This window comes from Paraburkholderia dipogonis (assembly GCF_042680985.1).
GTDB classification, from domain to species: domain Bacteria; phylum Pseudomonadota; class Gammaproteobacteria; order Burkholderiales; family Burkholderiaceae; genus Paraburkholderia; species Paraburkholderia phytofirmans.
In genome coordinates this window covers 168300-194010 of record NZ_JBHUFR010000001.1, presented here as the reverse complement: position 1 = coordinate 194010, position 25711 = coordinate 168300, and the positions used below count along the sequence as shown (strand labels likewise).

Here is a 25711-nt window from a genome sequence, read left to right as displayed (position 1 = left end):
GCTTGCGGCCAGGCCGCGCGGCGAGGACGCAGCCGCTCAGTGCGGCTCGATCGCGACGACCCGATGCTGCGCTGCCGCGCTCGACGGCAGGCAAGCCGGTCCAACCGGTTCGAACGTCTTGTACGTCAGGATGAATTCCTGATGCCCAAGCGTCTCCGACTTCGAAGCGGCACCGCGCGATACCGCCACCGTTTGCTCGAACACCTCGCGGCCCACTTCGTCCAGCGTGCCGCGGCCTTCGAGAATGCGGCCCGCATCGACATCCATATCGCCGGAGAGATTGCGATACGTCGCGGGATTCGCGCACACCTTGATCACCGGCGAGATCGCCGAGCCGACCACCGAGCCGCGTCCGGTCGTGAAGAGAATCACGTGCGCGCCGCAGGCGATCAGTTCGCCGATCTCCGCGTTGTCGCTGATATTGGGAAAGCCGAAACGCGGCTCGCCGTCCGGCACCACGTCGAGCAGATACAGGCCGCCGGTCGGCGGAATATCGCCGGGCTTGATGATGCCGACAATCGGCGATGCCCCACTCTTCGCATACGCGCCCAGCGATTTCTCTTCCTGCGTGGTGAGTCCGCCGTCCGCGTTGCCGACCGCAAAACTGCCATGGCCGAGAATCGAGTAATAGCGCGCCGCCTTGGCGACGCAGGCCACGATTTCCTCGCCGAGCGCCGGACGCGCCGCGCGCGTCTTCATGTGGAATTCGCAGCCCACCAGCTCGCCGGTTTCTTCGAAGATGCAGGTCGCGCCCGCGTCGATCAGATGATCGAACGCGCGGCCCACCGCCGGATTCGCCGTGATGCCGCTGGTGCCGTCCGAGCCGCCGCAGATCGTGCCGATCACCAGTTCGCTCAGCGCCATGGGCACTTTCTGCTGCGCGGCGAGTTGCTTGCGCGCGCCGCGAATCCAGTCGACGCCATATTGAATCGTGCTGCGCGTGCCGCCCTTTTCCTGGATCGTCAGCACTTCGACGGGACGGCCGCTCGCGCGCACTACGTCCACCAGATAGTGCTTGTTCATGCTTTCGCAGCCGAGCGACACGAACAACACCGCGCCCACGTTGGGATGCGTGGTGAGCCGCTCGAGCATTTTTTCCGCGTAACCGTTTGGATAGCAGCCCGGAAAGCCGATCAAATGCACGGGCGGCTCGCGCTCGGCGGAAGGATCGTCGAAGGCGTCGAGCGGTTCGCGAAACTGCGTGACGATCTCGCGCGCGACGTGATGCGCGCACTCGACCAGATACGCCACCGCGACCACATTGCGGATACCCTTGCGGCCGTCGCCACGCAGATAGCCCTCGAGCGTGGGCTGCCGCGCGGCGACAGGCAGAGATGCTACGGAAATGTCAGTCATGATCGTTCCAGCGCGGCGCGAGGCCGCGTCGTTGTGCGCACATCAGTGATGGACGAATTCGTGGCCCGCGTCGTGCGTGTACGTCGGCAGGTAATCGCTTTCGAGGTTGTGCGTATGCAGATGCGCACCGCGTGCCACGGCTTCTGTCACGTGACCGATCACTGCGCCGTAGCGCAGCACCTTGTCGTCCTTCGCGAGTTCATGGCGCGCCACCTTGTGACCAAGGTCGATGGTTCTGGTGAGCGTCACGCGCTCGCCTTCGATCTCGACCTGCGTGCCGCAGTCCAGACGCGCCGCCGCGATCAGGCAGTTGTCGGCGGGGCTGAGCAGAATCAGGCGTGGATCCGTTTGTAGCGGCAATGAGCGGCTGGTCAAATGAGTTCTCCGAGGTGCTTGCGCATCAGTTCTGCCCTTCGCCGCTCGCGAGGCGCGCCACCATCAGCGAGCCCAGGATGATCGCGCCGTAAATTGCCTGAATCCAGAAAGACGGCACCTGGGCAAGCGTCAACAGGTTCTGCACGACGCCGAGCAGCAGCACGCCGGTGAGCGCGCCGAACATGGTGCCCTTGCCGCCGTCGAGCGAAATGCCGCCGATCACCGCCGCCGCGAACACCGTGAAAATCATGCCGTTGCCCTGGTTCGCGTTGATTGCGCCGACATAGCCGGTCACGATCAAACCGCCTATCGAGGCAAGGATGCTGCCGAGCACGAATACGCCCCAGGTGATGCGCTCCACGCGAATCCCCGCCGCGCGCGCCGCTTCCGGATTGCCGCCGATGGCGTACAACGCGCGGCCCAGCCGGTGGTAACGCAACATGAAGGCCGCGATCGCGAACGCCACCGCCGCGAGCCACACGGACAAAGGCAAGCCGAGCACGATGGTGGTCGCGAGCGCGAAGAACGACGACGGCATGTCGAACAGCGTGCCGCCCTTGGTCGCGCCGACCAGCATGCCGCGCAACACGATCAGCATGGCCAGCGTCACGATGAACGCATTGAGCCGCAAGCGCACCACGAGAAAGCCGTTGATGAACCCAATCACCGCGCCGACCACCACGATGGCGAGCAAGCCGACGGCTGCCGGCCATTGCATGCCGAAGCCCGCGGACGCCGCCGGCATCACGAGCATTGCGCCGACAGCCGGCGCGATGCCGACCGTCGATTCGAGCGACAAGTCGAATTTGCCGGTCAGCACGATCAGCGATTCGGCAAGCACGACGAGCGCCAATGCCGCCGACGCGCCCAGCACGCTGATGAGATTCGCCTTGGTCAGAAAGCTTGGGCTGACAAACGCGCCGATCACGATCAGCAAAGCGAGCGCGGGCAGCAACGCCAGCTCGCGCAGGCGCGCGAGTTCGGAGCGCGCGCGTTTGCCGCGCGAGGCAGGCGCGGCAAACTGCGGCTGAGCCTGAGCTTGCGCGGCGCCGAAAGCGGGACTGGGCACACTATTCTTCATGAAGACTGACTCCTTCAACGGATGCGATCAGGTCGTGGTCCTGCCAACCCGCGGGAAATTCGGCCGCGACACGGCCACGGAACATGACCAGCACGCGGTCACAGGTGCGCAGATCGTCGAGTTCGCCGGACACGACCAGCACGGCCTTGCCCTCCTCGCGCACGCGATCCACCACGGAGAGCAACGCTTCCTTCGATTTCACGTCGACGCCAGCGGTGGGATCGATCAGCACGAGCACATTGGGATTGGTCGCGAGTGCGCGTGCCATCACCACCTTCTGCTGATTGCCGCCGGACAGACCCGACACGACATGCTCCGGACCTTGCGCGACGATGCCGAGCGCGTCGATCATCTTCTGGCCGAAGGCATTCTTTTTCGCGGGCGGCGCGATGCCGAATTTGCCGAGCAAACGGGCGATCGTCATGGACGCGTTTTCCGCGACCGATTGCGTGAGCACCAGCCCTTCGTGATGCCGATCCTTCGGCACGCAGCCGATGCCGTGCGCAAGCGCCGCGGGCACATCGCCGGGCGGCAGGATTGCGCCGTCCACGCTGATCGTGCCGCGTTTGGCCGCGCGCAGGCCCGCAATCGCTTCGGCCACGCTCGTGCGGCCGCTGCTCGTCGCGCCAGTCAAGCCGACCACTTCGCCACGCTTGACGGTGAACGACACGCCTTCGTAATCGGCGCCCGCCAGTTCCTTGAGTTCCAGCGCGACCGCCGTATCGGCGGGCAATGCGCCACGTGCTGCCGCATCCGCGACGGCGAGCCCACCGCGTTCGCCGGTCATCGCTTCGATCAGCTGCTCGCGCGGCAAGGCGGAAACCGGCGCGCTGACGATATGCCGCGCGTCGCGCAACACCGTCACGGCCTGGCAGATTTCATAGACTTCCTGAAGATGATGCGAGATGAAGAGGAACGTCACGCCCTCGCGCTGCAACTCGCTGATACGGCGGAACAGGCGCTTGATCTCGTCGCCGTCGAGCTGCGCGGTCGGTTCGTCGAGAATGATGAAGCGCGCGCCGTACGACAGTGCGCGCGCAATCTCCACCAGTTGCCGCGCTTCCACCGAAAGGTCGCCGGCGCGGGCATCTTCGCGCACGTCGATCTTCCAGTGATCGAGCAAGGCGCGCGCGTCGCGCCGCATGGCTTGCCAATCGATCACGCCGCCGCGCAACGGCTGCCGGTTGATGAACAGATTCTCCGCGACGCTCAGATCGCGGATGATCGTCGAATGTTGATAGACGCATGCCACGCGCTCGCGCCATGCGTCGCGATCCGCAATCGACGGCGCGGCCGCGCCGCTGAAGCGCACCTCGCCGGTGTCGGGCTTGCGCAGGCCGGTGAGAATCGACACCAGAGTCGATTTACCCGCGCCGTTGCGCCCGACGAGCGCATGCGACTCGCCGGGCATGACGCGAATGCTCACGTCGTTCAGCGCGGCCGTCGAGCCGAAGCGTTTGGTGACCTCGAGCGCTTCGACCACGGGCACGGAGGACGTGAGTTCGCTCATTTGACCGTTCATTTAACGGTATTACCCCACAAGGCTTTGTCGTCGACGTTCGACTTCGTGACGAGCGGCGCGGGCAATTGGTCTTCCAGAATGCCCGGCGCCAGCTGGATGATGTTGCTGCCGTGATCGGTCGGGCCCGGCTTGAAGGTCTGACCAGCCAACGCCGCCTTGATATAGAACAGCCCGTATTTCGCGTACGAATCGGCGGGCTGCGACACGGTCGCGTCGATATCGCCGCGGCGGATCGCGTCGAACTCCTGAGGAATGCCGTCATTGCTGACGATCACGACATGCTTCGCATCGCCGGCGGGGAACAGCATCTGCTTGCGACGCAAGGTTTGCAGCGTGGGTGACAGATAAACGCCACCTGCCTGCATGTAGATGGCCTTCACGTCGGGATTCGCGGTCAGCAGACTGTCGAGCGCGGTGGCCGCGACGTCACCCTTCCAGGCCGCGGGAATTTCCAGTACCGATACGCCGGGATAACCCTTCATGCAGGTGCGGAACGCTTCCGAGCGATCGCGCCCGTTGACGGATGCCAGGTCGCCCATGATCTGCACGACCTTGCCCGACTTCACATGATCGCCGATGTATTTGCACGCCTTCTCGCCGTACGCGTGGTTGTCGGCGCGCACCACCATCGCGACTTTGCCTTGCGTCGGCGCGACGTCCACAGCGACGACCGGCACGTTCTTCGCGGCGGCGGCGTCGAGCGCGCGGCTGATTGCCGCCGAATCCAGCGGGCCGACCACGATGCCCTTCGCACCGAGGTTCAGCAGGTTGTTCATGTCCGTGATCTGCTGGACCGGATCGCCGTTCGAGTTGACAGGCGCGAGGATATCGAGGCCGCTCTCTTTCGCGTACTTGGGCAGATAGTTGTTGTACGACTGCCAGAACGGCGACGTCAGCAGCGGCAGACCGAGGCCGATCTTGCCGGAGTCGGCGGCTTGCGCGGCGCCCGTTACGGCGAGGCCGGCCAGGCACGCAGCGGCTGCCGTGACGGAGAGCGAAGTGCGGAACAAACGGCGGGCCGTGAGCGGCCCTTTCGCGAACGACATGGTTGTCTCCAGATATGCGTTGTGGGAACTGCATGAACCGGCTCTGAGCTCGGCACTTCGTCCTGCGCTTTTCTTATTCGAGTCTTGTCGAGGATTGGCGGCATTCATTCACCAATGAACGTATTATTCATATATGGACTTTTCGAAGTCAAGGAATATACACTGCGCCGACCGTCCGTATTTTCCCTGGACGTGCGCCATCTCCGCGAGATTCGTCCCGCACGTACACTCACGCGCCACATAATGAGAACAGCCCAACGAACCTCCCTCACGATGGACGCAGACGACAAAGACGACGCCGACCGCTACCGCGCCCCGGCGCTCGACAAAGGCCTCGACATCCTCGAACTACTCGCCGAGCAGAAGGAAGGACTGACGCGCGCTGAAATCACCAAACTGCTCGGACGCAACGCGAGCGAGATGTACCGCATGCTCGAACGGCTGGTCGCGCGTCAGTACGTGGTGCGCTCGGCGGGGGGAGACCGCTATTCGCTCAGCCTCAAGCTGTATGCGCTCGCGCACCGTCATCCGCCGATGAACCGTTTGATCTCCGAAGCGCTGCCGCTCATGCAGCGCTTTGCCGATGCTGCCGAACAATCGTGTCACCTCGTGGTGTACGACCGAGGCAACCTGTTGGTGATCGCGCAAGTGGATGGTCCGGGTACGTGGGGCATGTCGGTGCGGCTCGGTTCGCGTGTCGGCCTGATCGACACGGGTTCAGGGCGCGTGATGCTCGCGTTTCAAAGCATCGAGCAGCGTGAACAGATGCTGGCTGAACACACCAAGGTGAAGGGCGAGGTCACGATCGATCGTGACGCGCTCGAACAGGCCTGCGAGCGGATTCGCGCGGCAGGTTTTTCGCAGAAGGACAGTCAGCAGACGTTCGGCGTGACCGACCTCACGTTTCCGATTCAGGGTCCATCCGGCCAGGCGATCGCGGTCCTCACCTGTCCGTATCTGCGGCGCATCGACGAATACGTCGCGCCGACGCTCGAAGCCGCCACCGCGCTGCTGCGCGAGACGGTTCAGGCGCTGTCGATGTTTCACGAGAACGCCGCCTAGCGCGTGATGCGGCGGGTCGAACCTGAGCGGCGATCCGCCGAAAACGGGCCGCTCTCGCACATGGTTTAGAATGGCGACCCTCTCAAAAATCACGCCGCATGGGTTCGCTCATGCGCGCTCATCGATAAGCAATGGCGAAACTTCTGACCGATTCCGAATTCCAGCGTTTTTCCGAACTCCAGCAGAAGCAGTCGAGCTTCACGATCACGCCTGAAGAAGCCGACGAACTGCGCGACATCGTCGCTCATGCGCAAAAGCGCCGCGACGACCGCGCGGCGGCGATGCAAAGCATCGAGACGTTCATTCAGCAATTCGACATCAGCCCGGACGAACTGTTTTCACCGGAGCAGATCGGCGACGCCGCGCGCACGTATGGCCTGATTCCGGCCGCGAAAAAAGAGCGCGTGCTGCCGCCGCAATTCACGTTCAACGGCAAGCCGTATCAGTGGACGACGCGCGCGCTGCCGGACGATATTCGCGTGCCGTTGTTCGACGCGTTCAAGGCGGGTGAGTCGGTGAAGTCGTTTATCGCGACGCCGAAGGATGCGGGCCGTTGTGCGGCGACGATTGCGCGGTTGGAGCGCGAGACGGGAGCAGTTTACGGGGATGCGTGGCTTGAGGAGTTGGCGGTGACGCGGTCGCAAGTCGATGAGGCTGCGGCCAAGCTGGCGGCTTGAGGTCGTTCGCCGCCATCTGGTTTCTCGCGGCGCGAGGCCTTCAGCGCCTCTCGTCGCGTTGATCACCGCCTCGAACGCATTGGGTGCTGTGATCCATTCAATTCAGCGCGTTGGGCACGCCGCCTAAGCGCTGGCCTCTGTCGCTTCATCCAGCGCCATCCGGAACCCGACCACGCCCGGATCCTCCGTCCGCGTAATCGTGAAACCGTTGGCCTTGGCGAGCCCGATCATCGGCGTATTCTCGCGCAGCGCCTCGCCAACCAGCCAATGAATGCCGCGCGCCCGCGCGTACTGGATGATCCGGTCCATCAGCAACTGGCCGAGGCGCCGGCCTTTCTGATCCGAGCGCACCGCCACCGCGAATTCGGCGGTTTCGTTGTCGGGATCGGCCACCGCGCGCACCACGCCCAGCGTCCGCGTGACACCGTCTTCGCTTTGCACGGTGGCGATCAGCGCCATTTCGCGGTCGTAGTCGATCTGCGTCATGCGCGCGAGTTGCGAGTGGTCGAAGCTGCCCACCGCGCCGAAAAACCGCAGACGCAAATCTTCGGGCGTCATTGCTTCGACGAAGTCGTGGTGCGCGGCCTCGTCTTCCGGGCGGATCGGCCGCACCGTCACCCGCGCGCCCTGCCAGTCCAGCGTTTCTTCGAAGCGGCGCGGGTACGGCACGATCGCGAGGCGGCTGCGCGTGGACGCAAGTTTCAGCGTGGGCTCGACGACCACCACGCGATCGCGGTACACCCTGAGCGTCAATGTGAGCCCGACGAGCTCCTTGACGTCGCACACGGCTTGCGAGAGCGCCGTCAGCGCGGCCAGCGCCGGCTCCGGCGCAACCAGCCGCGCGTAGGGCGAACGCGTGACCATGTCGCGCGCGAGCATCGGGTTGAGCGGCGGCAACCCGTAGACGCGCAAGGGCGCGGACACACCGTCGGCCGATGGCGTCGTGAAGCGGAAGACAGGGCCGAAGTTGTCGTCGTCGTGGAGTTCGACGGCGATGTCGACGACGGGTCGGGTAGACGAGTCCGCACTCGATTCCGGGCAATCCGACGCCCGCAGTGCGTCCGAAGCTGCCGCTGCGACCTGCGCCGATCCCTGCGCGATTTCTTGCGCGATTTCTTGCGCAGCTTGCCCCGCGCCACCCTCGCTCGCACTTCCTTCCCGCGCTTCCACCTGCAATCCGAACCGCCCCAAAAACCGCGCCGCCGCTTCGCCGGTTAGTTGGTGTTCACCTGCTGCAAGCGCCGCGCGCGCCTGAGCCTGAGCCGCGTCGATGCATTCGGGAATTTGCGCCGGCAAACCCTCCGGCGTCTGCATCAACAGTTCGCGTCCCATCCGGTAATCGACCAGCCGCGCGAAGGCGCGCGCGAGGCGCTGCGGCGTCGTATGAACCGGAATGCCTTGCGCGTGCAGGGCGTCGCGCGTGGCGGCATCCACGCCGCCGAAAAAGCACGCAAGCAAGCCACGGTAGGCGTACCGCTGATTCGCGATCAAGGCCTGCGCCACTTCGCCGACCGGCGCGCCATGCGTCGACGCGTGGACCACGAAGGCCGTGCCGGTGCTGCGATGCTCCGCGAGCAGTTTGAGCGCCGTGCCGAAGTGCTCCGGACGCGCGTCGTCGCCGAGTTCCAGCGGATTGCCGCCGACCGCGTACGGCAAGCTCTGCTTCAAGGCCTCCGACGCTTCGTCCGGCCACGGCGCGAGCGTATCGCCGGCCGCGGCGAAGGCGTCGCAAGCCAAAGTGGCGAGGCCCCGGTCGCTCGTAATCAGCGTGGCCGTGGCGCCCGCCGCCACGCGGCCCACGCCGAGCGTCTCGATCTCGTCGAGCAGGTCGTCGAGCGCATCGACGCGCACCATGCCGGCGCGGCGGAACGCGGCGGTGTAGAGCGCGTCGGCGGGATCGGCGCGGCCGGAGCGCAGCGCCAGCACCGGCTTGTTGCGCGCCGCCGCGCGGGCCGCCGACATGAACTTGCGCGCCGCCCGCACGCTATCCAGTTCGAGCAGGATGGCACGCGTGCCGGGGTCACTGGCCAGATAGTCGAGCACGTCGCCCGCATCGACATCCGCCTCGCCGCCGAGCGCGACCGCGTGTGAAAAGCCGAGGCCGCGCGCGTGCGCCCAGCCGAGCACGGCGTTGGTCAGCGCGTTCGACTGCGAAACCCAGGCGACGCCGCCCGCCTTCACCGTGCACGACGGCGCGCCCAGATGCGCGCACAGCGCCGGCGACACCACGCCGAGACTGCCCGGCCCGACGATCCGCAGGAGATTCGGCCGCGCCGCTGAAAGCGCGTGCCGCAGCGCGACCCGGTCCTCATCGCACCGCACTTCGCCGACGATAATCGCCGCGCGCGTGCCCAATCCGCCGAGCTTATGGATGATGCCGGGCCACGTCGCCGGTGGCGTGCAGATCAGCGCGACCGTGGGCGCTTCCGGCAGATCGCCCGCGTCGCGGATCACGGCGTGGCCGCCGAGCGTTTCGTACTTCGGATTGACCGGCCAGAGCGGGCCGTCGAAGCCTCCGTCGAGCACGCGCGTCCACACCATCTCGCCGGTGCTGCCGGGCCGCTCCGAAGCGCCGATCACGGCGACGGATTTGGGTCGAAACAAGGCGTCGAGATTGCGAACGGTCACAGGCGCTCCGAGGTCAGGGAAAGCGAGCCGGCTTGGCGGCCGGGCGCGCGTTTTCGTCAGCATAGGCGAAGTTGAGCGCTCGCGCGGCGCTTCTCCATCAGCGCCGGGCCGGCACCCGATCGCGGCCGGCTGTCCAGGGCGCGCCGGGGATATTTGTTATCGAGATCAAGCAAACATCGAGCGCCAATGCGACAATCTTCCAGCCGCCACGATGGCGGTTTGCCTTGAAAAATCGCTGGCCGATGGCGGTTCGAATCGCGTGCGCCGGAGACGCGCCAAAAGCGATTCGTTTGTGGACAACGCCCGGCTAGCGATGCAGCACAACCACCGTTCGCGGTCCGACCATCTTGCCGCCGGATCGCGCGCGATTAAAAGTAATAGAAGGTGATTTATGCGGCGCTTGCCATCGCTGATCGCGTTGCGCTTCTTCGAAGAGACGGCCCGGCACATGAGCTTCAACCGTGCAGCCATTGCGCTGTGCGTGACTCAAGGCGCTGTGAGCCGGCAAATCAAGCTGCTCGAAGAATCGCTCGGCGCGAAACTATTCGAGCGCGACCACAAAGGTATCCGCTTGACGCAGGCGGGCCTGCAATTGCTGCCCTGCCTGTCTGAAGCCTTCGATACGATCGAGCGAGGCTTTCGCCAGATCACGGCGGCTAAAGGACGACGGCGTCTCGTGCTCGCTCTGCCGCCCACCTTCGCCACCCAATGGTTTTCGCCGCGGCTGGGCTCGCTCGCGGTGGAATTGCCCGACGTCGAACTCTCCGTTCGTACCGAAGCGCACGGAGACCTTCACTGTCAGATTCGCTTCAGCCGCGAGGCGCTGCCGGACGCGCACTCCGAACTGCTGATGATGGAGCGCCACGTGCTCGTAGGCGCGCCGCGTTTGCTCGGCCAACCGCTCGACGCGCTGCTCGAACGCATGCCGGCGCTGCACGTGCTGCACAACGACGCCCGGCTCGAATTGTGGCCGAACTGGCTCGCCAAGGCGGGCATGCCCGCGCGTTACGCGGATAACGGCATCGAGTTCTCGACGCTGGAACAGGCGATTCGCGCGGCGAGTAAAGGCGCGGGGCTGGCGATCGTCGACCGGAACATGATTGTGGAGGAACTGGCGGACGGCAGTCTCGCGCAGTTTTCCGACGTCGAGGTGAGCGGGCCGTTTGGTTATTGGCTCGATATTCCGCAGCGGCATGTCGGGCTGGAACATGTGCAGGCGCTGGCGGGGTGGATGCGGGAGGAGGTGTTGAAGCTGGAGCCGCGCTGATGAAGCGCCGGTGATCGTAGTGCCGTTAACGCAAAAGGCCCCGTTTTCAACGGGGCCTTTCGATTGGCGCTACGTCACCCAGCACTTGCGTACCACTGCGGCGAACTTACATCGCCTTCTTGAACGGCGCGCCCGAGTGCTCGCGCAACTCGTTGAACACGATCTTCGGCCACGCCTTCTGCGCGACTTCGATCTCCGACACGTGCGAGGCCAGATACGTCGGTGCGTCGGACGCATCGAGCGCAATCCGCGCTGCGTACGAATCGGTGAAGCGGCGCAGTTCGGCTGCGTCGTCGCAAGTCACCCAGCGCGACATGCGGTAACGCGCCGGCGCCATGCGCACGTCGACCTTGTATTCCGTCGACAAACGGTGCGACACCACTTCGAACTGCAGTTGCCCGACCGCGCCGAGAATCATCAGGCCACCCACTTCCGGACGAAACACCTGAATCGCGCCTTCTTCGCCGAGTTGCTTGAGCGCCTCGCCGAGCTGCTTGGCGCGCATTGGATCGACCACTTCGACGGTCTGGAAAATTTCCGGCGCGAAAAACGGCAGGCCGACGAATTGCAACTGCTCGCCTTCGGTCAACGTATCGCCGAGGCTCAGCGTGCCATGATTCGGAATACCGATGATGTCGCCCGGATACGCCTCGCTCACCGTCTCACGACGTTGCGACAGGAACGTCACCACGTTATTGGCGCGGAAGGTCTTGTTCGTGCGCGTCACCTTCACGGCCATGCCGCGTTCGAAATGCCCCGAGCACACGCGGATGAATGCCACGCGGTCGCGGTGCGCCAGATCCATGTTCGCCTGCACCTTGAACACGACGCCGGTGAACTTCGGCTCGTCCGGCATGACCGGACGCTGCACGGTCATGCGCATCGACGGTGGCGGCGCCAGATCGACCAGCGCGTCCAGAATTTCTTTCACGCCGAAGTTGTTGATCGCCGAGCCGAACAGCACCGGCGATTGCTGACCGGCGAGAAATTGCTCGCGATCGAAATCAGGCGACGCGCCGGTGATCAGATCGATCTCTTCCTTCGCCTTGATCCACGCGTGGCCGAAGCGGCGCTCGCCTTCTTCGTCGCTCGGTGCCTGCAGCGTTTCCACTTCGCCGCCAGCCTTGTCCTGTCCCGCGCGGAAAATGCGCACCTGATCGCGCTGAATATCGTAGACGCCCTGGAAGTCCTTACCCATGCCGATCGGCCACGTGAACGGCACGGCGGCGACGCCCAGATGCTGCTCGATTTCGTCGAGCAGTTCGAGCGGCTCGCGCACTTCGCGGTCGAGCTTGTTGATGAAGGTGACGATCGGCGTCTTGCGGCTGCGGCAGACTTCGAGCAACTTGAGCGTTTGCGCCTCGACGCCGTTCGCGCCGTCGATCACCATGACCGCGGCGTCGACCGCGGTCAGCACGCGATAGGTATCTTCCGAGAAGTCTTCGTGACCCGGTGTGTCGAGCAGGTTGATGACGGCGTCGCCGTACTCGAACTGCATCACCGAGCTCGCCACCGAAATGCCCCGCTGCTTTTCGATCTCCATCCAGTCCGAAGTTGCGTAGCGGTTGCTCTTGCGGCCCTTCACGGTGCCGGCGATCTGGATCGCGCCCGAGAACAGCAGCAGCTTTTCCGTGAGCGTGGTTTTACCGGCGTCCGGGTGGGAAATGACCGCGAACGTGCGGCGGCGTTTGAGTTCGGAGACTGACATCGGGTCTGGCGGTCACGGATAGGGGTTCGGGCGGTTCCCGGCGGCTTGTGGCTGCCGGTATGCCACGCCTTGCGCGGCGGCGTCGAACTGCGGGAATTGGGCTGGCGGCCCGCATCACAGTGGCAACTCAGCCGCGTCGGAACCAGGTCACGAACGAGCGTTCGACAGTACGGGAATCGCCGGCGCAGAACAGCGCAGGGAACGAATGATACACGTCATGGCCGCAAGAGGGTTTAAAGGCGCCCCTGAAGTGGCGTCACGAGTAGCCAACCTGTCACGGCGCAATGGCTGTCCGACCCGGCGGGTATGCAACTGCCGGATCGACGAAAAGCATACTCTGCGACCGTGCGGATGATGTGAACTCCGCACCGCACCGCACCGCGCACGGTCCACCAACGACTTTCGGCAATTCAGACGAGCCGTATCGAAGCAGCGCCGCGATCACTGATACGACATGGTGAACGTCGCCTTCGCATTTGCCGAGCCGGCGCGGATGACCCCGGTCCGCACGTAGCGCGCCGTGAGCGGCACATTCACGACGCCTCCGACCGTCTGGCCCGCTGTAACCGCAAATTGGTTGGCATTTCCAGCCATGGCGGAATCGACCCCGAATGCAACAGGCGCCTCGGCGTAGACAATCTCGTAACCGATGCCTTGTGCGGTTGAATCTGTCGTCAGGTTCAGGGTCGTGCTCGTGTTGGAAGGCATTGTGACGTCCGATAAGGTCGCGTAGACACTAACACCCGCGTCACAATCAAGACTCACATTCAAAGGGGTGCTACCAGTCGTCGAGCCCACCGACGGCAAATCTTTCGTACGGGCCTGTGGCATCGTGACCTGAACCGCCGGTGTCGTGACTCTGCAGGCTTGGCTGGCGAAAGTGCCGCTAGCAGATCCACTGAAGACATTGCCCCACAGTGTGTTGACGCTTTCGTTATTCAGGGTGTTCGTGGCAGTTAGGACCGGTATGGTCGTCAACGTGCCGATTGTGGCGTTCGCTGTCTTTACGAATTGGGCTGATACGCTGACGGAATAGTTGTAACCGGGATCAGTGGGAGCCAGCAATTGGTGACACCTGATAACGGCCGAACCGTTGTCGACAGTGGCCGGAAGGCTAACGCACGCCGTACCCGCCTCGTTCGAAACCGTATAGCGTACACCGACCCCCTGGACATTTGTCTCGTAGACATTCGTGTACCCCGAAACGACAGTCGCCGGAGTCGCGGCAAAGGTCACATAGATATCTCGATCCGCGTCAGTGTCTCCCTGGCAGTGAAAGCTGAGCGTGGCCGCGTAGCTCTGTGTGGCGGAGCCGACTGGCGCGTCACGGGGAAAGGTAGTCGGAGCCAACATCGGCGAATAGTTCGGCACAGCAGTCGCATTGCAAGTCGGATTGTCTGCATGAGCTGCAGATACCCCAAAAATAGCCTGCACCATCATGAACAAAAACACGCTGACTGACTTCCGCCACGTGCGCATGTTTTGCACGCGCGAGCACGAACCGCTCAATAGGACTCCAAGTCGGGCGTTGACACTAAACATCGTTTCTCTCGTCGCTTTAGACACACATATCTCCTGGCCTTATTTTGCAAAGTCGAGCGCGCCTAAGTCCGCGCCGACATTTTCATTTGCCGGCGCGCAATGGGCCTGCATGGACAAGTACGCGTCCGCGCCCCTGGCCGCTTTCTTTGGCAATACATAATCGATCTTGCACTGCTCCGCCCCCGCCGCACCCCACTTGACGAAAAGCGTGCCGCTCTCCTCGAGCCTGCGCGCAAAAATCCGGCTGTCCTGTGCGACGACGCCTATGCTAAGTCCACTCGCATCGACCACGTCCGCGCCGAACGGCAGTGCCTTACCCCCGAGTTGCGGCGCCCGGATCAATGCGGCACGTCCAGTCACCGTCTTGTATCTGATCATCACCACCGATCCAAACCGCGGCACCGCCTGTTCCGACGTCGATTCGAACTCGACATCGGTCGACGTACCCTTTGGATCGATATCGATGAGATTCATGCCATACGGCGTCAGATACGGCACCACAGCGTAACCACGACGGTCGATCTTCACTCCCGTCGCGGTCGACACGGTCGCCCCCGTCGCCCCCGGTGCTTCGACGATGCCGAACGTATCGCCCACCGTCTGCGAGAAGGTCACGCCGCCCGGGTGCGCGACGATCGAGCCGCTCACCCCCACCGATGCCTGATTCGAACCCGTCCCCGCGCTTGCCGACCCGGTGAGCTGCGCGGACGATCCGCGGTAGACGCCGCTCACGCCGGCATTTCCTGTGCTGTTGCCGTGCCCGGCGCCGTATGCGCCATACGCGTTGTATGAGTACTGATTGCGCTCGCCGAGCGCCCCGCTCAAGCTGGCCTGCAGGTTCCTGCTGCCGCCGGAGTTCGACAGGTTCGTCGACATCAATGGCGCGTGCTGGTTGCGGCCGAGCGGCAGCGTCGCACTGAGCATGATCTGGTCCGACATCACGCCGTCCGAGGAGCGTGTGCGGCCCGCGGTGATGCTGTAGGTGCCGAATTTGAACCCGTTGGTATAGCCCGCCTGATAGAACACATCGCTGCCCTCGCGATTCCAGTACTGCCGGGCGGACGCGTTCAGAAAGACCGTGCCGTATTTCTTGAAGCTCTGGTTGAGCGTCACCTGAAACCGGTTGCGATCGCGGTAGACGGAGTTCGGATCGCCGCCGCGCAACGCGAGGTCGCGCACGGACGCGGCATCCGACAAATCCATGTAGCCCGCCGTCGAATACCGGTATGCCGCAACCGCAATGTTCGTGTCGGTCGGATCGATGAACTTGCTGTAGCCCACGCGCAAGCTGGTGCCCCGTGCGGCGCCCCGATTCGGAACCTGGGTCTGGGCACCGGTCACGTCGGCGGAAAAAGCCCCCCACTTCGTGTTCAGCGCGGCGCCCATGTCGGCGGCCATGTAGCCAGTAGCGGCTATGCCGCCGCCGTAAACGGTCACCAGATTGGTCAGCCCGCGTTGCAACGTGAACTGCGCGAAATTCGGCTTCGTCTCGAGCGCGGAGGTGCGAAGTTGCCCGGCGGTAACGGCGAAGCGCGTGATGCCAGGCCGCAGCGACTGTGCGACCGCGGCGTACGCAACGGTAAAGTTCCTCTTGCGGCCATCAGCTTCCGTGACGGTGACGTCGAGATTGCCGCCATAACCCGTCGGGTACAGGTCGTTGATCTCGAACGGGCCCGGCGGGACGGTGGTCTCGTAGATCACCTGAGCATTCTGACGCACCGTCACACGCGCGTTCGATTCAGCGGTGCCGCGCACCACCGGCGCGTAGCCACGCAGCGATTCCGGCAGCATGCGATCGTCGGTGGCGATCTGCGCGCCGCGGAATTGAACGCTGTCGAACACGTCGCCGGTCGTGAAGCCGTCGCCGACGATCACCTGCGACCGCAGCGCGCTGACATCGTGCTGAAGGTAAGTCGCGATGTTGTCGAAGTCCGTGCCGGCGCGGGCTTGCCGCGTCACCGACGACTGATGCCGGAAGTGCCACGCGCCGATGTTCACGCCGGCGTTCAAACCCAAATAGCTTTGGACCGATTCCACACCCGATCCGTTACTGTAATAAGTGTTCGCGTTATAGCTCGCGAAGGCCGCGTTGACCCCGTCCTGCCACATGTCAGGCGGCACATAGCCGCGCGCCGTATTGCGCATGAACTTTTGCGGCAAGCTCAACGAGAGCGTCTGCTCCGCGAAGTCGAAGTCCACCGAAGCGGCGGGGATTGTTGTGGCAAGACTGACGCACGCATCGGGGTCAGCGTCGGCGGCGGCATGCACGGCCTGCTTCGCGTCGCCGCTCGCGGCAAGTTTCGCGAAGTCCACACCGAGCGTTTCCAGCATCCTGCGTGTCAGACAGGGACGCGCGCCGGCAGCGGGGCTCGTCTCGACAAAACGGATATCCTGGCGTGCAACGCGAATGCCGTTCACCAGGATGTCGACCGAATAAACACCCGGTGTGACCGGGTTGCCGCGTGCAAAACGCGCCACGTCCACGACGCCATCAGGCTCGACCCGCAGGAACATCGAGTCGAATTCCACCGGCGCGTCGCCGTCCATCGCTTCCGTGGACTGCGCGCTCACCGGTTGAACGCCGCCCAGCACCGCGAATACCAAGGTTGCCACTACCGCGGCAGGGGTTAGGCTGAACCCGTCGAAGAGTTCATCGGTGCGATCAGCCGAATAGCGACGAAACGAGCCCTTCATGGTCTTGCAGAATTCCAGAGTCTTATGAGCAGGCGTGCGTCGTCACGGTGCGTTGCCAACGCAACGCACGCCGCGAATCGAATGGGTGGATGTGAAACGGGAGACTTCGGCGACTTACTCGCCGAGTGGCGCGTCACCGTCGATCGGACCACCGTAGTCGCTGATCGCGATGTAGCGCACCTTGGCGCCCGCCGCGACGGCATTCATTGCGTCGATCGGCAAGATCGTTGAAGCGCGCGGTGCGACCATGCCGCCACGTTTGTTCGTGAAGATATGACCGGTGCTTTCGACATCGACCTCGCTGAACGACACGTAGTAGGGTGTCGGATTCGATACGCTAATCGCCTGCCCCTTGCCGTTCGGCGATGCAGTGAGCTTCCAGGTCAGTTGCGCCGGTGCATCTTCAGGTTTGCCCGGCAAACTGGCTGGCCGCACGAACACCTTGATACGGGTCCGATATGCCAGACTCAACGTATTGGCCTCGTGCGCACGATTCGCTTTCGGTGGAATGTCCAGTACATTGAGCCAATAAATCGACTCACGATCCTGAGGCAACGCCTCGCCGCTATACATCACGCGCAGTGTCTGCGCTTTCTGTGCGTTCATGCGGAAAATCGGCGGCGTAATCAGGAACGGTACTTTCACTTCGCTGGGCTTTGCATTCGGATCGCCGTCGTCGATCCAGACCTGGACCAGCGAAGGCGCATAACTGTCATTGTTCAGTTTGACCGTGACCTCGCGCTGATCGAGCGGATACACCACACGCGTGCCGCCTACGGTCACGCTCGCCGCAGCGCCGTCGGCTAGCAGCATGCCTGCAAGAACAATTTCCATGGTCATTTTTTTGAGCAACTTCATCACCTTCCGCCTGTTTCTATCCCGAATGAAGAGCGCAAAAAGGACGCTCGCATGGCGAGCGCCTCTGACCCCTGCTTACTGATACTGCAGGATGTATTGAACCGAAGCGTTGACCGTCCCCCCTTTGGCGGCGCCCGTCGCGAAGTACTGTGCGTAGTACTGCAGGGTGCTCGCGCCGCCGGTGACGACTGCGCCATCCGTTTCCAACGTGTTGTTCTGGCTCGTCAAGACGTTGATCGGCTTCATCTGTGAGTTGAGGAGTTGAATCTCCACATTCTGCGCAGTGCCGCCGATGTTCAACAGGTTGCCACTTGACTGATTGACACCCGAGCCGTTCTCGAAGTTGGCGATCGCCTTGGTAACGCTACCGCAGCCCGTCAGTTTGAGTTGCAGATCGGTCGGGCTCGACAAACCGGCCACCTCACCCGTCGCGCCAAGCGAAGTGTTCAAAACCGGCGCCAATGTCACCGCCACGTCAGCTTGCGTGCCGGCCGTCGCGCCGTTGATCGAGCAAGTCGTGTCGGTCACGGAACCGGTAAAACTGATCGTGCCGTCCGCCGCGTAGGCACCGAACGATGCAAAACCCAGCAGACCGCCGGTCGCGATCACGATTGCGGATATCTTTGATTTCATTGCTGCCATTCCTCTGTATCGAAAAAAGTGTGGACAGAAGCGATCGAGACCGACTGAAAGACCGCCAAACTGTTTCAAACGCTCTGATGTTTCAAGCCAGATACATAAGAATTTTTACGTCAAAACATTTTTTATCCAGAACTACGGAATCTTAAATTTTCCTAGATAAAAAGTACCCAGGACAAAACGCCCTTCTCGCGAACTGAGCGGAAAGGGCGTGGCGAGTCCAATTCGGCTGACAGGCGCGCGCAGCAAGTCTTCGAGCCTCTCGAAACCTTGGTGCAATTCATGGGCGGTTGACAGACGCGGCGAACAGCCACATCAGACGACAAAACCCGCCGCATCGTTACCGATGCGGCGGGTTCTTTACAGCGTCGGATTGATCGCGCGTTTACACGCCGCTAGCTTCGTTCAAAGTCAAATGTTTCGTTTCGGGCGCCCACGCGATCGACACCAGCATGCCGATCAGCAGCACCGCCGCGAGCACCATCATCGTGATATGGAAACCTAAATGCACGATGCCGAGCGGCAGCAAAAACGTGCCGACGGCCGATCCAAGCCGGCTGCACGCAATCGCGAGTCCAACACCACACGCGCGCACCTCGGTGGGGAAACACTCCGGCGGAAACACGCCGACGAGATTCGAGAACGCCGACATGGTGAGCGTGAAAATCCCGAACGCGACGATCATGCCGAGCGTCGCCGATTCCGGCAGCACACTCAACGCGATCAGCGACACGCACGTCACCGCGAACGAGCCGATCAGAAACGTGCGCCGCGGAAGTTTGATCGTCAGCCAGATGCCGATCAACGCACCGAGCACGAGAAATCCGTTCAGCAGAAAGTCCGCGCTCGAGTCATTGTTCAAGTGGATCGCTTTCAGAATGGTCGGCAGAAACGTATAAACGGCGAAGTACGGAATGACGAGACACACGAAGAACGCGCAATTGAAAATCGTGCGGCGAATCAGATCCGCCTTGAACAGACGCATGAAGCCGCCCGCCGATTGCGCGTGCTCGTCGTGGCCGCCGTCCAGTGTGACGTTGGCACCGAAGTGCTTCAGCACGATCGATTTCGCCTCCGCCGTGCGGCCTTTGCCATGCAGCCAGCGCGGCGACTCCGGCGTACCCATGCGCAGCACGAGAACGATCAACGCCGGCACACCCGCCGACGCCAGCAGCCAGCGCCATGCATCCGGCGAGGCATCGGCGTAATGCATGCCGAGCACATTCGCCACCACGTAGCCGATCGTCCACACCACGCTGAACGAGCCAAGCAACGTGCCGCGATGCTTACGCGGCGAGAACTCCGCGAGAATCGCATGGCCCACCGCAAAGTCGCCGCCCATGCCGAAGCCGATCAACACCCGCAGCAGACACAACTCGAGAGGTGAACGCACATAGAACTGCGCGAACGCAGCCGCGGTGATGATGATAAAACTCAGCAGGAAAATCTTCTGGCGCCCCATGCGGTCCGACAACCAGCCGAAAACCAGGCTGCCGATAAAAATGCCCATCAATGCGGAACTGCCGATCATGCCCATCCAGAACGCGTCGAGCGGCATCTGGCGATTCAGCGACGCGAGCGCATAGCCGATCGTGCCGAGTGCGAAACCTTCAGTAAAGTGCGCGCCGAACGTCAACCCAGCGATCTTGACGTGAAAGGCGTTCAGCGGAACGTCGTCGAGAGGAATGGGGCCGTGCGCGGATGCCGCTGCCGCCGGCAAAGTAGGGGCGAGGCCGAGAGCGGCCACCTGCATATCCTGATTGCTCACGCTGTCTCCTTCGTTAGTATGGATCGCCGGGCGCGGTCGGCATGTCGCCGTGCGCCCGATTGCGTCATCCGCCCGTGCGTCACGCATCTGCAGGACGTGTGGCGGACGCGCGGTGTGAAGATCAGCGTCCGAGGCCGCCCATCATCATGTACTTCAGTTCGGTGTATTCATCGAGCCCGTACTTCGAGCCTTCGCGGCCGAGTCCCGACTGCTTGACGCCGCCGAACGGCGCGACTTCCGTGGACACGATCCCTTCGTTGATGCCGACCATGCCGCTCTCCAGTGCTTCGCCGACGCGCCACGCGCGCGCCAGGTCGCGCGTGTAGAAATACGCCGACAAGCCGAACGGGGTGTCGTTGGCCGCTTCGATCGCTTCCGCTTCGGTCTTGAAGCGGAAACACGCGGCGACTGGTCCGAAGGTTTCTTCGCCGGCGATCAGCATCGAGTTGTTGGCGTCGGCCAGAACAGTCGGCTCGTAGAAAGTTCCGCCGAGCGTGTGCGGCTTGCCGCCGGTCAAGATCCTCGCGCCTTTTTGCAACGCGTCGGCCACGTGGGTTTCGACCTTCTTCAGCGCCGCCTGGTTGATCAATGGACCTTGTTCGACTTCGCCTTGCAACGCATTGCCGACGCGCATTTTACGCACCGCTTGCGTCAGTGCGGACGTGAACGCATCGTAGATGCCGTCCTGCACGTAAAAGCGGTTGACGCACACACACGTCTGCCCGGTGTTGCGGAATTTCGAAGCCATCGCGCCTTGCACGGCGGCGTCGAGGTCCGCGTCGTCGAAGACGATGAAAGGCGCGTTGCCGCCGAGTTCGAGCGACAACTTCTTCAACGTGTCCGCCGACTGCTTCGCCAGCAGTTTGCCGACGCGCGTCGAACCGGTGAACGACAGTTTGCGCACCACGTCGGATTCCGTGAGCGCGCCGCCGATCGCCACGGCATCGCCGGAAACGATGTTGAACACGCCGGGCGGGATGCCCGCTTTCGCGGCCAGCACCGCCAAAGCGAACGCGGACAACGGCGTTTCTTCCGATGGCTTCAGCACCATCGTGCAACCGGCTGCGAGCGCCGGACCCGCTTTGCGCGTGATCATGGCAAGCGGGAAATTCCACGGTGTGATCGCCGCGACCACGCCGACCGGCTCACGCGTCACGATAATCTTCGCGTTCGGATTCGGACTCGGGATCACGTCGCCGTATGCCCGCTTTGCTTCTTCCGCGAACCATTCGAAGAAGCTCGCCGCGTAACCGACTTCACCGCGCGCTTCGGCAAGCGGCTTGCCTTGCTCGAGCGTCAGCAGTTCAGCAAGCGCGTCGCGATTCTCCAGCATCAATTCGCCCCAGCGTTTGACGCGGGCGCTGCGTTCTTTCGCGGTCAGTGCACGCCATGCGGGCAACGCGCGCTCGGCCGCCGCGATAGCCTGCGCCGTTTCCCCCGCGCCACCTTTGGCCACTTGCGCAACGACCTCGCCGGTCGCGGGATTCAAAACGGCATACGTGTCGGCGCCTTCGTACCACTCGCCGCCGATGTAATGGCCAGTGCGGAGAAATTCGTTCATGCGGCCTTCTCCAGTGTTTCGACGAACATGCCTTGCGCCAGGCGCGGCTCGCGCGCTATGCGTTTGCCTGCGGTGTAGTCGTTGATCAGATCGCACGGCGTGTAGTTGCGTTCCAGTTCGAACAGTTCATCCGGCGAGAGCGTCGTGTTGAGTGCGGCGAGCGCGCTGTCGAACTGCGCCGGCGTATCCGCGCCGACCAGCATGCTCGCGACACCGCCGTGGTTCAGCACCCACGCTTGCGCGATCTGCGCAGCGGAAACGCCACGCCGCGCGGCCACGCGCGCCACCGACGCGGCAATTTCACGCGAAGCCACGTCGCCATACATTTGCGCGGTGAAGAAGTCGGTCTGATTGCGCGTGGAATGCGGGTCGCACGTCAACAGCCCGCGCGCCAGCGGACTGAACACGGACACGCCGACGCCCTGATCCTGGCAATACGGAATCATTTCGCGCTCTTCCTCGCGGTACGCCAGGTTCAACTGCAATTGCATATTGATCGGCTTGTGCCAGCCGTTGCGCTCGCAGACCTGCATGATCTTGGCAAACTGCCACGTGTACATGGTCGACACGCCGATATAGCGAGCCTTGCCGGCGCGCACGATATCGTTGAGCGCACCCATGGTCTCTTCGACGGGCGTATTCACGTCGAAGAAATGCAGCATGTAGATGTCCACGTAATCCATGCCGAGGCGCTTGAGCGAGCCGTCGATGCCGTCCATGATGTGCTTGCGCGAATGGCCGCCGGCGTTCTGATACGCGCCCATGTCATAGCCGACCTTGGTGGCCACGACCATTTCCTCGCGACGCGTGAGACGCTTCAGAATGCGCCCCACCACTTCTTCACCGACGCCGGTCGAATAGAAATCAGCGAGGTCGATAAAGTTGACGCCCGCTTCGAACGCATGACGAACGATCGACTCGCTTTGCGCCTCGTCGAAAATCCACGGCTTCCATTGCGGCGTGCCCATGTTCATCGTGCCGAGGCACAGACGCGAAACCTTCAGACCGGATTGGCCGAGGCGAATGTATTCCATAGTGCGTGTCTCCTTCCTGATCGCATCAAGCGGCGCGGACGGTTAGTTGCGCATTCCTGAGGACGCACGACCGAACCGCGCTGCGTGCCATTAACGTTGTTTCGGTGTATAGAACGGGTTCGATACGTCGCGCGCGGCGGCGAAGACTTCATCGCGATGCGGCAGGCCCTTCATCGCCGCGACGATTGCGTGCTTGCACGCGCGATAGTTGTTCTCGAAGACGGCGTCGAGATCGTCGGTCGACGGGTTGACCCAGTTTGCCGACACCACCACCCAGTCGTCCTCCGCTTCGGGCGGCAGCGTGCCGTTCTCCAGCGACTCGGCCACCGCCTTCGCGATACCGGCTTGCGAGGCGCCCCACGTCGCGTTGCCGTGGAAGTCGCCGCCTATCTGCGCCTTATTCACGTACAGCGTGAGCGGTTTGGTCGGCACGCCCGGACGCGCGATCACGACGAACGGCGCGTGACCCGCCGAAGGCGTCGCCAATGCGGTGGCGAATGCCTGGCCGGCCGGGCCGTTGCGCGGGCCGACCAGCACGTTGATGTGCGCGAGATTGACGCCGGGGCCTTCGAATCCTTCGCCGATAAAGAGTTGTTTGTCCGTCGATGCGCTCATGGTCTTTCCGTCGAGGTTGAGTGGATGGCCGATTGTGAGGTTCGGCATCCGCGACCATGTATCGATGAGTTTTGATGCGGGGTATGAGAGGAACTCAACTCCGGGTTAGCCCCGAGCACACTGGCCCGCGTGTATCGACGCGCGCAAAGGTGAGGGTTTTCGGGACTATCACGGCAGCACTGCGGAATCGCTGCGAAAGGTGAGCGTGTCGATGAACGGTCGCGCACCTGCGCCGCGAAACTTTGCACAGCTTCGTACGGGCTAGACGCGACTGAAAGAGATGCAAGCAATCGCTGCAACGATTCTTCGGACAGCCTGGGAACGCCCACCAGCAAGGGTTGGCGCGGGTTTCGGAGGAAATGGGGCGATCACGGCGGACTGCGGTGGCAGGCTCGCCGCAAGGTGCGGGATTTGGAGAAACCAGGCTCACCGAAGCAACCCAGCCCGTCGCGGGTTGCACATTCGAGCCTATGCTTCACATGCCAGGTGCACGCGAAAGGTGAGCGTTTTCGGGACTTACTCTAGCGTGCGAGAAAGGTGCGGGAAAAACCGCCCGCGACATCACTTCAGACAAGCGGGCCCACGACGAGTGGACACGTCATGCACTGAAGCACTTCAACCTTCGATCAGAAACCTTTCGCGATTCTTGCCTACCAGCCACGCAGGCGAACGTCCGCGGCCGCTCCAGGTCTCGCCGGTCTTCGGGTTGCGATACTTGGCGACCGAAGGCGTCTTGCGGGCCACGCTGCCCTTGCTCGTGAAACCGAGTTCTTCAGCCGTCAGGTCGTACTCGGCTACTTTCTGCTTGATGTCGGCGATCGCCTGCGCAACTTCCTTCTCACGCGCCGCCGCGACTTCCTTGTGGAGTTTTTCGAGCTGGGCAGTCAACTGCTTGTACGAGGCCATGACGGGTGCTCCGATCATTTGACGAGAACTGAAGTGCGGACACTATCAGACGAATAAATTACCGGATAGAGAAGCCCGACTCCGCGAGCGGGTAACGCGCTTAAAAGACGCCGGCCGGGTCGCGGCCGATTCGCTCAATCGTCAATTGCATCGTACACGCGGCGTTCGAAGTCCACCGCCATTGAAAACGGTTCGACGGAGCGCCTTTGAATCAGCATCAGGCCGATCAGATCTTCCACGGGATCGCCGAACCAGCTCGTGCCATACGCACCCGGCCAGCCGAACGAGCCCATCGAGCGATACCCGAGCGGCAGCTGCAGCGCCGGATCGTCGACTATGGACAAGCCGAGGCCGAACCCTTGGCCCGCCCACAGCGCATGACCGAAGGCGGACACGCGACGTTGGTCGCGCGTCAGAAAATTGGAGCGCATCAGATCGACCGAGCGATGCGACAACACACGCGTCGTGCCGACCCGCCCGCGGCCGAGCAACAGTTGCGCGAATTGCAGATAGTCGCGCGCCGTCGAAACCAGCCCGCCGCCGCCGCTCTGGAAGCGGTCCGGATCGGCCCATCGACTCGACGACGGATGGTCTTCGACGATACGCCGCCCTGAGCCCTGTTCGATAGCATAAGCGGTGGCCAACCGGCCGAGTTGCGCGTCAGGCACCCAGAAAGCCGTATCGCGCATGCCGAGCGGCTCGAAGATCCGCGTCCGGAAAAACTCGCCGAGCGGCATGCCGCTCACGCGCTCGATCAGTACGCCGAGCACATCGGTCGCGACGCTGTAGTGCCAGCGCGAACCGGGCTGGAACATGAGCGGCAGACTTGCGATACGGGCAAGCCAGACGTTGCCGTCCATGCGTGCTTCGAATCCGTTGAAAGCGGCGGCGTATGCCTCGGCAAGCGGCCCGGTCGCGGTGAAGTGGTAGGCGAGGCCAGCGCGATGCGTCAGCAGATCCAGCACGGTGAGCGACGCTCTGGCCGGGTCGGTTTCGTCAAGCGGGCCCGCGGGGTCGCGCAGCACACGCGGCGCAGACAATTCCGGCAACCAGAGTGAGATCGGCGTGTCGAGGGCGAGCCGATCTTCTTCGATCAGCAGCAGGATCGCGGCGCTGGTCACCGGCTTGGTCATGGAGGCAATGCGGAACAGCGTGTCGCGCTCCATCGGCAACTGCGCCGCTTCGTCGCGCCAGCCGAGCGGCTCGAAATAGCCGATCTCGCCGCGCCGCCACACCATCGACACCACGCCCGCCACTTCGGCGCGCTCCACATAGCCTTGCATGGCGTTGGTCAGCGCCGTCAGCCGAGACGCGGAAAGGCCTGCTGGTTGCATGTTTGTCCTGAATCAGTGGAGAGGGATGGTGGCCTGCG

The 25711-nt window shown here is 63.1% G+C and carries 20 protein-coding genes; 3 read left to right on the top strand and 17 right to left on the bottom strand.

The genetic code is table 11. From position 1 onward, the window contains the following. Positions 1–36 precede the first annotated feature (36 nt). Genes ACFSNN_RS00770 through ACFSNN_RS00750 form a run of 5 tightly spaced genes read right to left on the bottom strand, consistent with a single transcriptional unit; the run spans position 37 to position 5380 of the window. Entirely contained in the window at positions 37–1356 is a 1320-nt protein-coding gene (locus tag ACFSNN_RS00770) for a UxaA family hydrolase (RefSeq protein ID WP_134461739.1), read from the bottom strand. A gap of 42 nt (positions 1357–1398) precedes the next feature. Further along, positions 1399–1731: a UxaA family hydrolase gene (locus ACFSNN_RS00765; protein WP_208949552.1), complete on the bottom strand. Its 333-nt coding sequence runs from the start codon at positions 1729–1731 to the stop codon at positions 1399–1401. Positions 1732–1756: 25 nt separating this feature from the next. Then, positions 1757–2812, bottom strand: a complete 1056-nt coding sequence (locus ACFSNN_RS00760) for an ABC transporter permease (protein WP_134461736.1) — start codon at positions 2810–2812, stop codon at positions 1757–1759. Further along, a complete protein-coding gene (locus ACFSNN_RS00755; protein WP_134461733.1) occupies positions 2802–4322 on the bottom strand; it encodes a sugar ABC transporter ATP-binding protein in 1521 nt (506 codons plus the stop codon). The genes ACFSNN_RS00760 and ACFSNN_RS00755 overlap by 11 nt, the downstream gene beginning before the upstream one ends. An 8-nt stretch (positions 4323–4330) precedes the next feature. After that, complete coding sequence (locus tag ACFSNN_RS00750; protein WP_134461730.1) at positions 4331–5380, bottom strand: sugar ABC transporter substrate-binding protein; 1050 nt, start codon at positions 5378–5380, stop codon at positions 4331–4333. A 273-nt stretch (positions 5381–5653) separates the two neighbouring features. Between ACFSNN_RS00750 and ACFSNN_RS00745 the strand changes: the two genes are divergently transcribed. Together ACFSNN_RS00745 and ACFSNN_RS00740 are read left to right on the top strand one after the other, a co-directional pair. Then, entirely contained in the window at positions 5654–6442 is a 789-nt protein-coding gene (locus ACFSNN_RS00745) for an IclR family transcriptional regulator (protein ID WP_134461727.1), read from the top strand. Positions 6443–6573: 131 nt separating this feature from the next. Further along, complete coding sequence (locus ACFSNN_RS00740) at positions 6574–7119, top strand: hypothetical protein (RefSeq protein ID WP_134461724.1); 546 nt, start codon at positions 6574–6576, stop codon at positions 7117–7119. 123 nt (positions 7120–7242) lie between these two features. On the opposite strand, the gene ACFSNN_RS00735 is transcribed toward ACFSNN_RS00740, so the two are convergent. Beyond that, positions 7243–9747, bottom strand: a complete 2505-nt coding sequence (locus tag ACFSNN_RS00735) for a bifunctional acetate--CoA ligase family protein/GNAT family N-acetyltransferase (RefSeq protein ID WP_134461721.1) — start codon at positions 9745–9747, stop codon at positions 7243–7245. Positions 9748–10138: 391 nt separating this feature from the next. Here ACFSNN_RS00735 and ACFSNN_RS00730 point away from each other — a divergent pair, with 391 nt between their 5' ends. Next, positions 10139–11014, top strand: a complete 876-nt coding sequence (locus tag ACFSNN_RS00730; RefSeq protein ID WP_134461718.1) for a LysR family transcriptional regulator — start codon at positions 10139–10141, stop codon at positions 11012–11014. A gap of 106 nt (positions 11015–11120) precedes the next feature. Here the strand turns inward: ACFSNN_RS00730 and ACFSNN_RS00725 are convergent, their stop codons facing one another. The 11 genes from ACFSNN_RS00725 to ACFSNN_RS00675 form a co-directional block, all read right to left on the bottom strand. Next, positions 11121–12722, bottom strand: coding sequence for a peptide chain release factor 3 (locus tag ACFSNN_RS00725; RefSeq protein ID WP_012428715.1), 1602 nt, complete (start codon positions 12720–12722; stop codon positions 11121–11123). 441 nt (positions 12723–13163) lie between these two features. Then, positions 13164–14288 carry a fimbrial protein gene (locus ACFSNN_RS00720; protein WP_166799329.1) on the bottom strand — a complete coding sequence of 375 codons (1125 nt, stop codon included), beginning with the start codon at positions 14286–14288 and terminating at the stop codon, positions 13164–13166. A 15-nt stretch (positions 14289–14303) separates the two neighbouring features. Next, positions 14304–16958 (bottom strand): fimbria/pilus outer membrane usher protein, encoded by a 2655-nt coding sequence (locus ACFSNN_RS00715; protein WP_134461712.1) that lies wholly within the window; start codon positions 16956–16958, stop codon positions 14304–14306. Between the two features lie 114 nt (positions 16959–17072). Beyond that, positions 17073–17816 (bottom strand): fimbria/pilus periplasmic chaperone, encoded by a 744-nt coding sequence (locus ACFSNN_RS00710; RefSeq protein ID WP_134461710.1) that lies wholly within the window; start codon positions 17814–17816, stop codon positions 17073–17075. 75 nt (positions 17817–17891) lie between these two features. Further along, a complete protein-coding gene (locus ACFSNN_RS00705; protein ID WP_377689176.1) occupies positions 17892–18449 on the bottom strand; it encodes a fimbrial protein in 558 nt (185 codons plus the stop codon). A gap of 391 nt (positions 18450–18840) precedes the next feature. Then, positions 18841–20223: an MFS transporter gene (locus tag ACFSNN_RS00700; RefSeq protein WP_134461707.1), complete on the bottom strand. Its 1383-nt coding sequence runs from the start codon at positions 20221–20223 to the stop codon at positions 18841–18843. Positions 20224–20344: 121 nt separating this feature from the next. Beyond that, positions 20345–21784: an NAD-dependent succinate-semialdehyde dehydrogenase gene (locus ACFSNN_RS00695; protein WP_134461704.1), complete on the bottom strand. Its 1440-nt coding sequence runs from the start codon at positions 21782–21784 to the stop codon at positions 20345–20347. Further along, positions 21781–22818, bottom strand: coding sequence for an aldo/keto reductase (locus ACFSNN_RS00690; RefSeq protein WP_134461701.1), 1038 nt, complete (start codon positions 22816–22818; stop codon positions 21781–21783). The genes ACFSNN_RS00695 and ACFSNN_RS00690 overlap by 4 nt, the downstream gene beginning before the upstream one ends. 90 nt (positions 22819–22908) lie before the next feature. Further along, positions 22909–23433: a formaldehyde-activating enzyme gene (fae, locus tag ACFSNN_RS00685; RefSeq protein ID WP_134461698.1), complete on the bottom strand. Its 525-nt coding sequence runs from the start codon at positions 23431–23433 to the stop codon at positions 22909–22911. A gap of 615 nt (positions 23434–24048) precedes the next feature. Beyond that, positions 24049–24339, bottom strand: coding sequence for an H-NS histone family protein (locus ACFSNN_RS00680; protein ID WP_134461695.1), 291 nt, complete (start codon positions 24337–24339; stop codon positions 24049–24051). A 134-nt stretch (positions 24340–24473) separates the two neighbouring features. Further along, positions 24474–25673, bottom strand: a complete 1200-nt coding sequence (locus ACFSNN_RS00675; RefSeq protein WP_134461693.1) for a serine hydrolase domain-containing protein — start codon at positions 25671–25673, stop codon at positions 24474–24476. Positions 25674–25711 lie beyond the last annotated feature (38 nt).